Genomic DNA, 14,956 nt, shown 5'->3' on the forward strand with positions numbered 1-14,956 from the left:
CGACAACACCACCGACCTACGGAGTACCTGATGAAACTCAATGCCCTGAAGCTGACCGCCCTCACCCTGGGCACCACGGCCGCGCTCCTCGCCGCGCCGGCCCACGCGGGCAAGGACCTTGACGCCGTCAAGAAGCGGGGCGAGCTCAACTGTGGGGTCAACACCGGCCTTCCCGGCTTCTCCGCGGCCGACAGCCAGGGCAAGTGGAGCGGCATGGACGTGGACCTCTGCCGCTCGGTGGCCGCGGCCATCCTGGGCAACCCCGACAAGGTGCGCTACGTGCCCCTCACCGCGCAGCAGCGCTTCACCGCCCTGCAGTCCGGCGAGATCGACGTGCTGGCGCGCAACACCACCTGGACGCTCACCCGCGACGCCTCGCTGGGCCTCACCTTCGTCGGCGTCAACTTCTACGACGGCCAGGGCTTCATGGTGCCCAAGAAGCTCAACGTCAAGAGCGCCAAGCAACTCAAGGGCGCCACGGTCTGCGTGCAGTCGGGCACCACCACCGAACTCAACCTCACCGACTACTCGCGCGCCAACAACCTGAACATCAAGCCCGTGGTGTTCGAAAAGCTCGAAGCCGCGCTCGCCGCCTACTCCTCGGGCCGCTGCCAGGCCTACACCACCGACGCATCGGGCCTGGCGTCTTCGCGCGCCAAGGACATGGCCAAGCCCGACGACCACGTGATCCTGCCCGAGCTGATCTCCAAGGAGCCTCTTGGCCCGGCCGTGCGCCGCGGCGACGAGGACTTCGCCGCCATCGTCAAATGGGTGGGCTTTGCGCTGATCGAGGCTGAGGAATATGGCGTGACGCAAGCCAACGTCGACCAGCTCAAGGGCTCCAGCACCAACCCCTCCGTCATGCGCCTGCTGGGCATGGGGAACGAAGACACCGGCAAGCTGCTCGGCCTCGACAAGGAATGGGCGTACCGGGCCATCAAGGCCGTGGGCAACTACGGCGAACAGTTCGAGCGCCACGTGGGTCCGAAGACCGCGATCGCCCTGCCGCGCGGCGTCAACCAGCTCTGGACCAAGGGCGGCGTCCTGTACGCCCCACCGATCCGCTGATCCACGCCGGGCCGCACCGGCGGCCCGGCCTGCCCCCTGCCCGCAGCGATGCCAGTCGCTGCGGGCATTCTTCGTGTCCCCATCGCATCCGTGGCGAGGTCCCCGTTGACTACACCCGCATCTCCTCCACCCCCTTCACGACAATGGTCGCTCAACAGCCGGGCCACGCGCGGCGTGATCTACCAGGTCGTGGCGCTGGCCTTGCTGGGCCTGGGCCTCTGGTACCTGGCGCACAACACGCAGGCCAACATGCAGGCCCGCGGCATCCAGAGCGGCTTCGACTTTCTGGGCGCCAGCGCCGGATTCGACATCGGCGAAACGCTCATCGCCTATGACCCCAGCCAGAGCTACGGCCAGGCCATCTGGGTGGGCGTGCTCAACACCGTCAAGGTGGCGCTGGCGGGCATCGTGTTCACCACCATCCTGGGCGTGGCACTGGGCGTGGGGCGCTTCTCGCGCAACGCGCTGGTGCGCGGCCTGTGCTATGGCTACGTCGAGGCCTTCCGCAACGTGCCGCTGTTGCTGCAACTGCTCATGTGGTACCTGGTCTTCATCGAGCTGCTGCCCGCCTCGAACGAAGCCATGTCGGCGGGTGGCCTGCTGTTCCTCAGCAAGGGCGGCCTGTCCTTCCCCTGGCCCACGGCCGGCGTCGGCCACGTGCTCGGTGGGCTGGCCGTCGGCGTGATCGCCGGCGTGCTGTGGCGTCGTCGCGTGCAGAAGCGCTTCGAGGCCACCGGCCAGGATGGTGACCGCTTCTGGGCGCCGCTGGCCATGCTGCTGGTGTTCGCCGTCGTGGGCTGGGTGGTGGCCGGCATGCCCCGCGAATGGAGCATCCCGGAGCAACTGCCCTTCATGGTCGATGGCGGCCTGGCCCTCACGCCCGAGTTCCTCGCCCTGCTGATCGGCCTGACCACCTACACCGCGTCCTTCGTGGCCGAGGTGGTGCGCGGCGGCATCCAGTCCGTCAGCCGCGGACAAGACGAGGCCGCGTCCGCGCTGGGCCTGAACCCGCGGCAGAAGATGAAACTCGTGGTCTTGCCCCAGGCCATGCGCGTGATCATTCCGCCACTGACCAACCAGTACCTCAACCTCACCAAGAACTCATCGCTCGCGGTGGTGGTCGGCTACCCCGACGTGGTGTCCATCGCCAACACCACCATCAACCAGAGCGGCCGCGCGGTGGAGTGCATCGCCATCATCATGCTGGTCTACCTCAGCACCTCGCTCACCACCTCGCTGGTGATGAACTGGTACAACCGCCGCATGGCGATCCGGGAGCGTTGATCGCCATGAACGCGCAGTTCCAACCCATCGCGCCCCGGCCCTCGCCGGTGCGCCACTCCGGTGCGCTGAACTGGGCGCGCCGCAACCTCTTTGCCGACTGGAAGTCCACGCTCGCCACGCTCATCGTCGGCGCGGTGCTGCTGTGGGCTGTGCCGAAGCTGTGGCAATGGGTGATCGCCGGCGCCGTGTTCCGGCCCGACGCCGACGCCTGTCAGGCTGCGCGCGGCGTGGGCGCCTGCTGGGGCGTGATCGCCGAGAAGTACCGCGTCATCCTGTTCGGTCGCTACCCGTTCGACGAGCAATGGCGCCCGCTGCTGGCCACGCTGCTGATCGTCTTCACGCTCGTGATCAGTTGCATGCGCGTCTTCTGGACGCGCTGGCTGGCGCTGATCTGGCTGGCGTCGCTGGCAGGCTTCTTCGTTCTCATGGGCGGCGGCGTGCTCGGCCTGTCCAGCGTGCGCACCGAGCTGTGGGGCGGCCTGCCGCTCACCCTCATGCTGGCGGTGCTGTCGCTGTTCCTCGCCTTCCCGCTCGCGGTGCTGGTGGCCCTGGGCCGTCGCGCGAAGCTGCCCGCCATCCGCACCATCAGCGTGCTCTACGTCGAACTCATCCGCGGCGTGCCGCTGATTTCGGTGCTGTTCATGGCCTCGTTCATGTTCCCGCTGTTCGTGCCGCGCGGGGTGACGGTGGACGTGCTGGTGCGCGTGGTCGCGGGCCTCACGCTGTTCATTGCGGCCTACATGGCCGAAACGGTGCGCGGCGGCCTGCAGGCCGTGCCGAAAGGCCAGTTCGAGGCGGCCGATTCCCTGGGCCTGGGCTACTGGCAGACGCAGCGGCTCATCGTGCTGCCGCAGGCCGTGTCCATGGTGGTCCCCAGCATCATGAACACCTTCATTTCGCTGTTCAAGGACACCTCGCTGGTCACCATCGTCTCGCTCTACGAGCTCACCGGTGCGCTCGCCCTGGCCCTGAACTCCGACGTGCAGTGGCGCCCCTTCAAGCTCGAGGCCTATTTCTTCATCACGCTGATCTATTTCACCGGCTGCTTCGCCATGTCGCGCTACAGCCTGTGGGTGGAAAAACAGCTTGCCGCCAGCAAGGCGCGCTGAAAGCCGAACATGACCGAACAACAAGCCATCATCCGTTTCGACAAAGTCAACAAGTGGTACGGCAATCACTTCCACGTGCTGCGCGACATCGACCTCAGCGTCGCCAAGGGCGAACGCATCGTGATCTGCGGCCCTTCGGGCTCGGGCAAGTCCACTCTCATTCGCTGCATCAACCGGCTCGAGGAACACCAGCAGGGCGTCATCGAGGTCGACGGCGTCGAGCTCAAGGACGACATCAAGGCCATCGACCAGGTGCGCAAGAACGTGGGCATGGTGTTCCAGCAGTTCAACCTGTTCCCGCACCTCACCGTGCTCGAGAACCTCACGCTCTCGCCCATGTGGGTGGGCAAGATGCCCAAGAAGGAGGCCGAGGAGCGGGCCATGCAGCAGTTGAAGCGCGTGCGCATCGCCGAGCAGGCCAGCAAGTACCCGCTGCAGCTCTCGGGTGGCCAGCAGCAGCGCGTGGCCATTGCGCGCGCGCTGTGCCTCACGCCCAAGATCATGCTGTTCGATGAGCCCACCTCCGCGCTCGACCCCGAGATGATCAAGGAGGTGCTCGACGTCATGATCGAACTGGCCAACATGGGCATCACCATGCTGTGCGTGACGCACGAGATGGGCTTCGCCAAGGCCGTGGCCGACCGCGTCATCTTCATGGACCAGGGCCAGATCGTCGAGCAGAACACGCCCACCGAGTTCTTCAACAACCCGCAGAACGAGCGCAGCAAGGACTTCCTGTCCAAGATCCTCGGCCATTGACTTGAGGCGGTCATCGCGCGCTGACACAATGCGCGCGACACGGAGCCTGCGCCTGGCAGGCCCGACAAGGAGACCGCCATGCCGCAGCAAGCCCTTCCCGCCGCCCGGCGACTGACCTGGCTGCGCTGGAGTTGCACCACGGCCCTGGGCCTGTCCCTGTGGTGCACGGGCGCGGCCCTGGCCTTCGACGTGCAGGGCCACCGCGGCGCCCGTGCATTGGCGCCCGAGAACACGCTCCACGGCTTCCAGCGTGCGCTGGCCATCGGCGTGAGCACGCTGGAACTGGACGTGGTGCTCAGCGCCGAGGGAGTGCCCATCGTCTCGCACGACACCACGGCCAACCCCGACATCACGCGCGACCCGAGCGGGCGCTGGTTGCAGTCGCGCGGCCAGCCCTTTCACACGCTGACGCTCGACCAGATTGCCGCCTTCGACATCGGCCGCATCAACCCGTCGAGCCGGTACGCGCGCGACTTCCCGCTGCAGGAAGCCGCGGATGGCGAACGCATCCCCACGCTGGCGGCGGTGTTCGACCTGGTCAACCGCCTGCGCGCCGACCACGTTCGCTTCAACATCGAACTCAAGCGCAACCCGGAACGGCCGCAGGAATCGCCCGAGCCCGAGGCCTTCGTGCGCGCCGTGCTCGCCGTCATCCAGGCCCGGGGCATGGCAGCGCGCTGCAACCTGCAGAGCTTCGACTGGACCTTGCTCAAGCTCAGCCAGCGCCTGGCGCCCGACATGCCGCTGGCTTTCCTGAGCGTGCAGCGCCCCCGATCGAACAACCTGCACAGCGGCGTGTGGAGCGCGGGCCTGCGCGAGGCGGATTTCAAAGATGCCCCGGCCCTGCTGGCGGCGGCCGGCGCCCGGCTGTGGTCGCCCAACTTCAACGACATCAGCCGCAGGCTCGTGGAGCGCGCGCGCGAAGAGGGCCTGCGCGTGATCCCCTGGACGGTGAACGAGGTGCCCGACATGGAGCGCCTGATCGATTGGGGCGTCGATGGCATCATCACCGACCACCCGGAGCGCCTGCGCGCCGTGATGGAGCAGCGCGGCATGGGCCTGCCGCCGACCGTCGACACCGCGCCGGCCCGCCAGAACTGAACGACATGTCCCATCCACTGCTGCAACCCGTGGCCGATGCACTTGGCGGCCTGCGCAACGCGACCCTCTCGCCCGCCGAGGCCAGCGCGCGCCTGCGCAATCAGAGCGAACTGATCGCCGCCCTGCCCCCGCGCTTTGGCGAGGTGCTGGGCCAGTTGCTCGACCGCCTCGAGTCCTCTGCGCTGTTCGATGGCGAGAGCTGTTCCTTCAGCTCGCGCGAACTGCACGACAGCCTGCAGTTCTGGATCGACAAGGCAGAGGCGCGGCTGGCGGCCGCCTGAGCCCGTCACGGAAACCCGTGTCAGCCGCCCGTCGCGCCACCGGGCGGCCGGCGTAAGGCACGCGGGCGCCGCCGCGACCGACCCCTTTTTTGCGGAGGCCGCCATGTTCCCACTCAAGCGCATCATCCTGACCGCCGGGCTGGCTGCGATGGCCGGGGTCGCTACCGCTGCCGACCTGCGCTGCGAGGCGCAACGCGGCGCGCAGGCGCCGGCCATCGTCGAGCTCTACACCTCGGAAGGCTGCAGTTCCTGCCCGCCGGCCGATCGCTGGCTCAGCGGCCTGCGTGGCCACGACGGGGTGGTGGCGCTGTCCTTCCATGTGAACTACTGGAACCACCTCGGCTGGCGCGACCCGTTCGCCACGGCCGCCACCACCGCGCGCCAGTACCGCCTGGCCGAGCGCCTGGGCGCGCGCCAGGTCTACACGCCGCAGGTCGTGCTCAACGGCCGCGACCACCGCGGCTGGCGCGGTCAGTCGGCCGCGCAACTGCCCACGCCGTCGGGCCCGGCGCCCGCGCTGCGCGTCTGGCGCGAGGGTGGCGATCTGCTGGCGGAGGTGGCGGGTGGCCACGGCGAACTGGCCGGCTACTGGGCGGTGCTGCTCGATGAGGTGAGCAGCCGCGTCACCGCAGGCGAGAACGCGGGTGAGCACCTGCGCCACGACCACGTGGTGGCGCACTACCAGCCGGTGATGCCCTGGCGCGACGCTCAGCCGCACACCGAGCGCTGGCACCTGCCGCTGCGGGGCCCGCACCGCGTCGCCTTCGTGGTAACCGACCCCACGCTCACCCGGCCCGTTCAGGCGGTGGTGCTCAGCTGCCCTGCATGAGCCGGGAACCTAGCACGCGCTTTCCTTATCATCCACACCCATGCGCGCCCTCTGGATCGCCCTGCTGATTGCCCTGCTCCCCGTGCGCGGCTGGGTGGGCGACGCCATGGCCCTGTCCATGCTGGCAGCCCCCGGCGGCCATCCCGCCCAGCAGTCCAGCGCCGCCGGGCCTTGCCCGCACGCGGAGCCAGCCGCGGCCCACGACGGGGCGGCGCATGCCGAGTCCGCCCACGGCGATCACCGCCACCTGCAAGGTGATGCCGCCCACGACAACAACGCCGGGCACCAGCACCTTGCCTGCGACCTCTGCAACGGCCCGGCACTGCAGGCCAGCGCGGCCGATTCGCCGCGGGGGCAGGCGGCCCCCGGGCCTCAAGTGCTGCGCGCCGAGCGCTTCGCCAGCCTGGCCCCGCGGCAACAGCACAAACCCCCCATCGCCTGAGCGCTCGCACCCGTGGTGCGTCCGCGTGTGCCCTGCCGGGCCGCGCGCACGCCGTTCGCGAACCCTCAGGAGATGAACATGAAGCACCGCTTGCGGCTGCTGCCGCTGTGCGTGGCCTTGTCGGCCACTCCCTTGCTGGCGGGCACGCCCGCCGAGGCCTTGCGCGCCGCCGATCCCGGCGAAACGCCGGCCGCCCATACCCCGCCGCTGCCCGAACCGCAGCAACTGGACGCGCCCCCGACCGACACCGACCTGGCCCAGGCGCTCGCACGCTGGCGCGAGGCCAACCGGCGCGTGGCCGAGTTTCCGCGCGGCCACATGGACCTGCTGCGTTGGGAGGCCGCGCGAGCCCCCGCGCCAGCGCCGCCCGCCCCGGCGCCCGCCCTCCCCCTGATGCCGGCCGAGGCCTTGAACATGTCCCTGCGCGAGCGCCCGGACCTGTTCACCCACACGGGCATGAACCCGCTTGAACAGGCGCGCGTGCGGGTGGCCTTCGCCGGCCACGCGCGCACGCTGCAGCAGGCCTGGATCGACGCGGTCGCGCTGCGCGCCTCGGCCCGATTGAGCGCGCACGAACTGGACACGGCGCGCACCGGCACCGAACTCGGCCGGCGCATGGTGCAGGCCGGCAACTGGCCCCACGCCCGGCTGCTGCAAGAGCAGCGCATCGAGGCCGAGGCCTGGCGCGCCCAGGGCGACGCCACCCTGGCCGCGCAGGCGGCGCTGGAGCGGCTGGCCGGCCTGCTGGGCTTGTGGCGCGCGGCCGAGGTCCAGGCGCTCGCCGAGCGCCTGCCCGATGCCCTGCCCGCCCCGCCCGAGCGAATGGTCGCCCCAGCCCCCGACGCCTCGCCCGAGGCCGCGGCGCTGCGGGGCGATCCCTGGCTGGCGATCGAACGGGCCGAAGCCGCCCGGCTCTTCACCGGCCTGCCCGAGGGCCGCTGGGAGGCCTGGACGCGCCAGCGCGACGCAGCGCTGCAGGCCCTGGCCGCCACCGACGGCGGCGGTACCACGCCGCCGCACCTGGACGATCTGCGCCTGCTGCGCGAGCAGCGATCACAGGAGGCCGAGACACAGCGCGCGCGGCTGCTGCGCATGGCCGGTGAACGCCGCGCCATGGCACGCCTGGCCTGGTCGCAACTGGCCGTGCGCCACACGCAGGCGCTGCACGCGGACCAGGTCATTGCCCCCCTGAGCGACGAGCTGCAACAGGACATGCAACGGCGCGTCAACGGCATGCTGGAGAGCACCTGGACCCTGCTGGCCAGCGCCCGCGAACGCAGCGCCGGCCTGCGCACCGCCGTGATGGCGCGCCGCGACTACTGGCGCGCGCAAGCCGCGTGGCAAGCCCTGCTGGCCGGCGACGGCTTCGCCATCGACGGCCCGAGCGGCGCGGGCCAGGCCCCCACCAGCGGCAACGGCACCCCCCACTGAGGACACCCCATGCAACGACGACACTTTTTTGCCGGCGCTGCGAGCGCCGTCGCCGCCGCTGGCGTCAGCCGCGTGGCCCTGGCCGCGCTGCCCGAGGCGCCGCAACAGACATCAGCCGAGACGGCCGCCCCCTGGACGCCGCCCGGCGTGACCGGCGCGGGCCGCCCCTACCAAGCCGTGGTCACGCTCAACGGCTGGACCCTGCCCTGGCGCATGAACAACGGCGTCAAGGAGTTCCACCTGGTGGCCGAGCCCGTGGTGCGCGAGGTCGCGCCCGGCTTCCACGTGAACATGTGGGGCTACAACGGCCAAAGCCCGGGCCCCACCATCGAGGTGGTCGAGGGCGATCGCGTGCGGATCTACGTGACCAACCGCCTGCCCGAGCACACCACCATCCACTGGCACGGCCAACGCCTGCCCAATGGCATGGACGGCGTCGGCGGCCTCAACCAGCCGCAGATCCCCGTCGGCAAGACCTTCGTCTACGAGTTCGTGGCGCGCCGGCCCGGCACCTTCATGTACCACCCGCACGCCGACGAGATGGTGCAGATGGCCATGGGCATGATGGGCTTCTGGGTCACGCACCCGAAGCAAAAGCACCCGCTCATCGAGGACGCGCAGCGCGACTACTGCTTCCTGCTCAACGCCTTCGACGTCACGCCCGGCAGCCGCACGCCCCAGGTCAACACCATGCTCGAGCAGAACATCTGGTGCTGGAACAGCCGCGTGTTTCCCGCCATCAGTCCGCTGGTGGCGCGCCTGGGCGAGCGCGTGCGCGTGCGCATCGGTAACCTCACCATGACCAACCACCCCATCCACATCCACGGCATCGAGTTCGAGGTGACGGGCACCGACGGCGGCCCCACGCCCAGGGGCTCGCGCTGGCCGGAGGTGACCACCGATGTGGCCGTGGGCCAGATGCGGCAGATCGAGTTCATCGCCGACGAGCCGGGCGACTGGGCCATGCACTGCCACAAGAGCCACCACACCATGGGCGCCATGGGGCACGACGTGCCCACCATGATCGGCGCCGACCACCGCGGCCTGGTGGCACCGCTGCAGCGCGCGGCGCCCGACCACATGGTGATGGGCGAACGCGGCATGGCCGACATGGGTGAGATGCAGATGGAACTGCCCGCCAACACCTTCCCCATGATGACCGGCAGCGGCCCCTATGGCCCCATCGAGATGGGCGGCATGTTCACCGTCTTCAAGGTGCGCGCCGACCAGAAGCCCGGCGACTACAGCGACCCCGGCCCCTACGCCCAGCCACCCGGCACGCAGGCCCGCCTGGTGGAGACCGCAAGCGCGCCCGAGGCACCGCGCGACGCGACCCGCCCTTCCGGCCCCGCGCCGCAACCCAAGGCCAGCGCGCGCAAGCCCGCAGGCCACGCCCACCATTGACCCATCGAAGGGAAACCTCCATGAACCCGCAACGACGCACCCTGATTGCACTGCCTCTGGTGCTGACCCTACCTCTGGCGCGCGCGCATGGCGACGCGCACCGGGGCCACGGCGGCCCCGGCGGCGTGGTGAAGGAACAGAAGCCTTGGGGCATCGCCGGCGACGCGAAGGACGCGCGCCGCACCGTCACCGTCCGCATGACCGACGACATGAAGCTCACGCCCAACCACATCGACGCCCGCGAGGGCGAAACCCTGCGCATCCGCGCGGTGAACGCCGGCGCGTTGATGCACGAGATCGTGCTCGGCACGCGCACGGAACTGCAGGCGCACGCCGAACTCATGAAGAAGCACCCCGGCATGCAGCACGAAGAGCCCTACATGGCGCACGTACCGCCGGGCCGGCAGGGCGACCTGGTCTGGCACTTCAACCGCGCGGGCGAATTCGAATTCGCCTGTCTGATCGCCGGCCACTTCGAGGCTGGCATGCGCGGCACGATCCGCGTGCTGCCACGCAAAGGATGAACACCATGAACCGACGACAACTGCTGCTGACTGGCGCCACGCTGGCGCTGCCGGCCCGGGCCGTGGCGCAGGCCAAGGCACCGCTGCCCGTGCTGCAGGTCTGGAAAGACCCCAACTGCGGCTGCTGCAAGGACTGGGTCGCCTACCTGCAGGCCGATGGCTTCACCGTGCAGGTGCACGACACGGGCAACACGGCCATGCGCCGCCGCCTGGGCCTGCCCGAGCGCTACGCCTCGTGCCACACCGGGCTCATCGGTGGGTACGTGATCGAAGGCCACGTGAACGCGCGCGAGATCCGCCGGCTGCTCACGGAGAAACCCCCGGCCCTGGGCCTGGCGGTGCCCGGCATGCCCGTGGGCAGCCCGGGCATGGACGACCCCGTCTACGGCGGCCGCCAGGACCCGTACGACGTGCTGCTGGTGCAGCGCGATGGCACGGCGCGGGTGCTCCAGTCGTACTTCAGGCGCAGGTGAGCGGGCGCCTGGCACCTCACGGATCCCGACCGCCGCGAGCGGGCGAATACCGACGCTCTACCTCCGACGACCTAGTCTGAGCGGCACGTTGCCGGAACGCGCGCCGCTCGTTTGCAACGGAGGCTGCTTTTGAATGGAGAAGCACCCATGAGACGACTTGGCCTGCTCGGCGTCGGATGTGACGTCGCACATTTCACGAAGATTCCGCAGCTCAAGCCTGAAGCGCAAATCCAGCCACCCGAGGCTTGGGAGGTTCACGCCGCGCAGGACTTCATTCAAACCCTGTTCAGCAAGCAACTGAAGGAGGCCTGGCCAGAAACCCGAGTGAAGATACTGGAGGTGGCGCGAGAACTCCGGCACCGTGCCGACCACTGGGAAACGTACCAATGGGAAGAGAAGCCCCAGTACCGTCACATCGTCACGCCAGAGTCCAAGCGCAATCGCGCAGCACTGCTCGAGCGAGCGGTCGGCCTGATGGATGAGTACCTCCACACCCATCCGGACGCCGCGAACACCTGCATCGAAGTGCACAGCTATGAACCAGGCTCGGGCGACTTCCTGATGGAGCGCGTCCCCCACGTGCCACCTGCAAGCGCGCTGAATGCCTACTCACGCGGCGGGTATCTGCAGTACGCCGGATCCGACGACCCCAGGAGAAATCCGCTCGACCAACCTGCCCCGGGCGACTGCATCGTGGTGGCAGGGGCACCGGAAGGCGGGGGCGGCGCGCTCAAGCTCATCAGCCCCTGCTGGGGGCAGGAAGAACAGGCCTTCATGCAGATCCCGGCGCTGTTCATTGCCATTTATGGCGAGGGCTTCAAGACACGCTTCAAGGTGCCGGGCAGCGGCAACCTGATGGAAATCACGCCGGTTCTGGTGACAAACGTGGTGCCCCTGGCCACGCTGGCGAGTGACGTGCACTCCACTCGAAAACCGACGGAGAAAAAGGACGGGGACGGCCACGTGCTCCCACCCAACTACAGCACCAGCGTATTTCACGGCAGTGCGGAACAGTTCAGCGCAGAGGCCAGCCTGCTGAAGAAGGAAGGCCCGGTGGTCAACGCGCTGTTCTATTCGTTTACCGACATGCGCACGCGCGTCAGGGACAACGACCTTGTGTACCGTTTGGAGGACCTGCGCGACATGGCCACGAGCGTGGGCAAAGCCGCCAAGCTGCACGCCAGGGCCACCGCGCCAAAACACCGGGTGCAAGCCATCGGCGTCGGCGCCGGCATCTACGAACATGCCGAGTGCGTATCGGCGGCCATCACCCTGTTGATGATGGTTCTGCTGGGGCTCGATGCCCGCCTCTACTACGGCAAATCAGCCTTCGAAGCGGCGATGACGCTGGTGGGCAAGGTGCTCGACGCGATGGCTCTGAAATCGCCACCCGCGGGTGGCTTCACCCATGACGACTACGTGCGGGAGATGTTGACCCAGATCGGAAACGTGGAGGAAAAGGACAAGGTGCACTGGCAAATCGGTGGCTTCAAGAGGCCACGGCCCGCTCGTGAGAACGCTGCGAAGCAGACGGCGCCAAGCGAGGGTTCAACCGCCTCCCCCCTGCCGAGCGGCGCATCCCGTCCAACCGGCGACGAACTCAAGACCGTCATCCCGGTCTGACTGCCATCACACCCGACATCAATGGGGAACTGCCCCGGACTGGAGATTGGATGAACCGACTGCACCTGGTTGCCGTGCTGGCCTTCGCCACGGCCAGCGCCCTGGCCGCCGAACCCACGCCCGCCGACGGCGAGGTCCGCCGCATCAACCCCGCCGGCCAGGAAATCACCCTCAAGCACGGCGAGATCAAGAACCTGGACATGCCGCCCATGACGATGGTGTTCAAGGTGAAGGAGCCCGCGTTGCTGGCCAACATCAAGGCCGGCGACAAGGTGCGCTTCACGGCCGACCAGATCAACGGCACCTACACCGTGCTGTCGATCGAAGCCGTGAAACCTTGATCTGCATCAAACCCGGCGCCCGAAACGGCGCCGGGCACGAATGCGGCGCTACATATCGGCGAGCAGAGGCCGATAGCACGTGGGCGCGGCGGCCGAACCAGGCGCCGCCTCTCCTCACCACCAATCCATGCGCTCCAACCTGTCAGTCTCCCAACAGGAATACGTCATCCCGGATGGCGTGACCCTGGTCTCCACCACCGATCTGCAGAGCCACATCACCTACTGCAACCCCGCCTTCGTCGCGGTCAGCGGCTTCGACCGCGACGAGCTGATGGGCCAGCCGCACAACATCGTGCGACACCCCGACATGCCCCCCGAGGCCTTTCGCGACATGTGGGACACGCTGCGCAGCGGCTCGCCCTGGTCGGCCCCCGTGAAGAACCGCCGCAAGAACGGCGACCACTACTGGGTGATGGCCAATGCCACGCCCATCGTGCAGAACGGACAGACCGTGGGCTACATGTCCGTGCGCACCAAGCCCACGCGCGAGCAGGTGCAGGCGGCCGAGGCGCTGTATGCGCGCATGCGCGACGAGCGCGAGCGCGGCCAGTCGACGGTGGGCCTGCGGCGTGGCCAGGTGGTGCACCAAGGTCTGGCCGGGTGGCTGCGCCGCGCACTGCGGCCCAGCCTGGGCCGCGCCATCGGCGGGGTTTGCGTGGCGCTGGCGCTGGCCGGCCTGGCGCTGGGCGGGATGGGTGCGCGCCTGGGCACCACGGCCCAGGTCGCCCTGGCGGTGCCCCTGCTGGCGGCGGCTCTGCTCGCCGCCTGGGCCCTTCGCCGCCAGACCGTGCACCCGCTGGCGCAAGCGGTGCGCTTCGCCAACACCATGGCCGCGGGCGACCTCACCGCGCGCCTGGCGATGCGCGGCCCGGCCGAGTTCGGCGAACTCGCCGCGGCCCTGAACCAGCTCAACGTGAACCTGCAGGCGGTGGTGGCCGACGTGCGCCATGAGCTCGAGGGCGTGCAGGTCGCCAGCCACCAGATCGCCAGCGGCAATCAGGACCTCTCCTCGCGCACCGAGGCCCAGGCCAGCAACCTGCAGCAAACGGCGGCGTCCATGGAACAGATGAACGGCACCGTGGCGCAAAGCGCCAGCACCGCGCAGGAGGCCACCGAGCTCGCGCAGCGCGCGGCCAGCGTCGCGCGCGACGGCAACAGCGCCATGGCGCAGGTCATCACCACCATGGGCGAGATCAGCCACAGCTCGTCGCGCATCGGCGAAATCATCCAGGTCATCGACGGCATCTCGTTCCAGACCAACATCCTGGCGCTCAACGCGGCGGTGGAAGCGGCGCGCGCGGGTGAGCAGGGGCGTGGCTTCGCCGTGGTGGCGGCCGAGGTGCGCCGCCTCGCGCAGCGCACGCTGGACGCGGCCCGCGAGATCAAGGCCCTGATCGAGGACTCGTCCGACAAGGTCCGTCGCGGCAGCGAACTGGTCCACGGCACCGGCCAGACGATGAGCCAGGTGGTGGGCGCGGTGGAGCAGGTCAACGCGCTCATCGGCGACATCACGCACGCCACGCGCGAGCAGTCCAGCGGCATCGGGCAGATCAACCAGGCCGTGGGCCAGCTCGATGCGGTCACGCAGCAGAACGCCGCCATGGTCGAGCAACTCGCGGCGGCCGCGAGTTCGCTGCAATCGCAGGCCGAGGTGATGCACCAGGCGGTGCGGGTGTTCCGCCTGCACCCGCGCGGCAGCGCCGGGGACTGAGGGCCCGGTCGCCGGCCAGCGGTGCCTTCAACGGGCTCCGCCGTTCGCGCCGTGCCGGCGTCGTTTCACGGCGCCGCCGTGGCGTTTCGTCTCAGCCCCGTGGCGCGCGCGGGGCCGGCGGCCGACAGTGCGGTCTCACCGCCCCACCGGAGACCGCCATGCAGCTCACCCCCGTCATCGCCATCCACCTCAGCGCCGCGCTCGCGGCCCTGGCCATCGGCCCCGTGGCGCTGTGGGCGCGCCGCAGCGGCCAACCGCGCGCCGTGCTGCACCGGGCGGCGGGCTACGCCTGGGTCACGCTCATGCTCATGGTCGCCATCACGGCCGTGTTCATCCGCGACTACCGCCTGCCCAACATCGCGGGCTACACGCCCATCCACCTGCTGGTCCCCGTCACGCTGGCTTCGCTGGCGCTGGCCCTCTGGCACCTGCGCCACGGGCGCATCCGCTTGCACCGGCTGACCATGGTCGCGCTCTACATCAGCGCCTGCATCGTCACCGGCGCGCTCACCCTGCTGCCCAACCGCTACCTCGGCCAACTGGTCTGGGGCCAGTGGCTCGGCCTCATCTGACACC

At 69.3% G+C, this 14,956-nt stretch carries 16 protein-coding genes; all 16 read left to right on the forward strand.

The window, feature by feature from the left end; genetic code table 11:
• Positions 1 to 30: 30 nt before the first annotated feature.
• The 16 genes from GTO19_RS16690 (at position 31) to GTO19_RS16765 (ending at position 14,952) form a co-directional block, all read left to right on the forward strand.
• Positions 31 to 1,068 carry an amino acid ABC transporter substrate-binding protein gene (locus GTO19_RS16690; protein WP_291018810.1) on the forward strand — a complete coding sequence of 346 codons (1,038 nt, stop codon included), beginning with the start codon at positions 31 to 33 and terminating at the stop codon, positions 1,066 to 1,068.
• A 174-nt stretch (positions 1,069 to 1,242) separates the two neighbouring features.
• Positions 1,243 to 2,352, forward strand: coding sequence for an ABC transporter permease subunit (locus GTO19_RS16695; RefSeq protein WP_291018811.1), 1,110 nt, complete (start codon positions 1,243 to 1,245; stop codon positions 2,350 to 2,352).
• Positions 2,353 to 2,357: 5 nt separating this feature from the next.
• On the forward strand, positions 2,358 to 3,461 hold the full coding sequence (locus GTO19_RS16700) for an amino acid ABC transporter permease (RefSeq protein ID WP_291018813.1): 1,104 nt from the start codon (positions 2,358 to 2,360) through the stop codon (positions 3,459 to 3,461).
• 9 nt (positions 3,462 to 3,470) lie between these two features.
• Positions 3,471 to 4,220 (forward strand): amino acid ABC transporter ATP-binding protein, encoded by a 750-nt coding sequence (locus GTO19_RS16705; protein WP_291018815.1) that lies wholly within the window; start codon positions 3,471 to 3,473, stop codon positions 4,218 to 4,220.
• 78 nt (positions 4,221 to 4,298) lie between these two features.
• Entirely contained in the window at positions 4,299 to 5,321 is a 1,023-nt protein-coding gene (locus tag GTO19_RS16710) for a glycerophosphodiester phosphodiesterase (protein ID WP_291018817.1), read from the forward strand.
• Positions 5,322 to 5,326: 5 nt separating this feature from the next.
• A complete protein-coding gene (locus tag GTO19_RS16715; RefSeq protein WP_291018819.1) occupies positions 5,327 to 5,602 on the forward strand; it encodes a hypothetical protein in 276 nt (91 codons plus the stop codon).
• A 103-nt stretch (positions 5,603 to 5,705) separates the two neighbouring features.
• Positions 5,706 to 6,431, forward strand: coding sequence for a thioredoxin family protein (locus GTO19_RS16720; protein ID WP_291018821.1), 726 nt, complete (start codon positions 5,706 to 5,708; stop codon positions 6,429 to 6,431).
• 40 nt (positions 6,432 to 6,471) lie between these two features.
• Complete coding sequence (locus GTO19_RS16725) at positions 6,472 to 6,873, forward strand: hypothetical protein (protein ID WP_291018823.1); 402 nt, start codon at positions 6,472 to 6,474, stop codon at positions 6,871 to 6,873.
• 78 nt (positions 6,874 to 6,951) lie between these two features.
• Positions 6,952 to 8,304 carry a hypothetical protein gene (locus GTO19_RS16730; RefSeq protein WP_291018824.1) on the forward strand — a complete coding sequence of 451 codons (1,353 nt, stop codon included), beginning with the start codon at positions 6,952 to 6,954 and terminating at the stop codon, positions 8,302 to 8,304.
• A 9-nt stretch (positions 8,305 to 8,313) separates the two neighbouring features.
• A complete protein-coding gene (locus tag GTO19_RS16735) occupies positions 8,314 to 9,708 on the forward strand; it encodes a copper oxidase (protein WP_291018826.1) in 1,395 nt (464 codons plus the stop codon).
• A 20-nt stretch (positions 9,709 to 9,728) separates the two neighbouring features.
• Complete coding sequence (locus tag GTO19_RS16740) at positions 9,729 to 10,232, forward strand: cupredoxin family protein (protein ID WP_291018828.1); 504 nt, start codon at positions 9,729 to 9,731, stop codon at positions 10,230 to 10,232.
• The gene (locus GTO19_RS16745) at positions 10,229 to 10,705 is read left to right on the forward strand and encodes a DUF411 domain-containing protein (protein ID WP_291018829.1); all 477 of its coding nucleotides are present in this window, start codon (positions 10,229 to 10,231) and stop codon (positions 10,703 to 10,705) included. The genes GTO19_RS16740 and GTO19_RS16745 overlap by 4 nt, the downstream gene beginning before the upstream one ends.
• Positions 10,706 to 10,852: 147 nt before the next feature.
• A complete protein-coding gene (locus tag GTO19_RS16750; RefSeq protein WP_291018830.1) occupies positions 10,853 to 12,328 on the forward strand; it encodes a hypothetical protein in 1,476 nt (491 codons plus the stop codon).
• A 50-nt stretch (positions 12,329 to 12,378) separates the two neighbouring features.
• Positions 12,379 to 12,669 carry a copper-binding protein gene (locus GTO19_RS16755; RefSeq protein WP_291018832.1) on the forward strand — a complete coding sequence of 97 codons (291 nt, stop codon included), beginning with the start codon at positions 12,379 to 12,381 and terminating at the stop codon, positions 12,667 to 12,669.
• A 127-nt stretch (positions 12,670 to 12,796) separates the two neighbouring features.
• Complete coding sequence (locus tag GTO19_RS16760; protein WP_291018835.1) at positions 12,797 to 14,380, forward strand: PAS domain-containing methyl-accepting chemotaxis protein; 1,584 nt, start codon at positions 12,797 to 12,799, stop codon at positions 14,378 to 14,380.
• 158 nt (positions 14,381 to 14,538) lie between these two features.
• Complete coding sequence (locus tag GTO19_RS16765; protein WP_291018838.1) at positions 14,539 to 14,952, forward strand: DUF2306 domain-containing protein; 414 nt, start codon at positions 14,539 to 14,541, stop codon at positions 14,950 to 14,952.
• Positions 14,953 to 14,956: the final 4 nt, after the last annotated feature.

Origin of the sequence: Hydrogenophaga sp., from assembly GCF_011772445.1 — a bacterium.
Taxonomy (GTDB): domain Bacteria; phylum Pseudomonadota; class Gammaproteobacteria; order Burkholderiales; family Burkholderiaceae_C; genus Hydrogenophaga.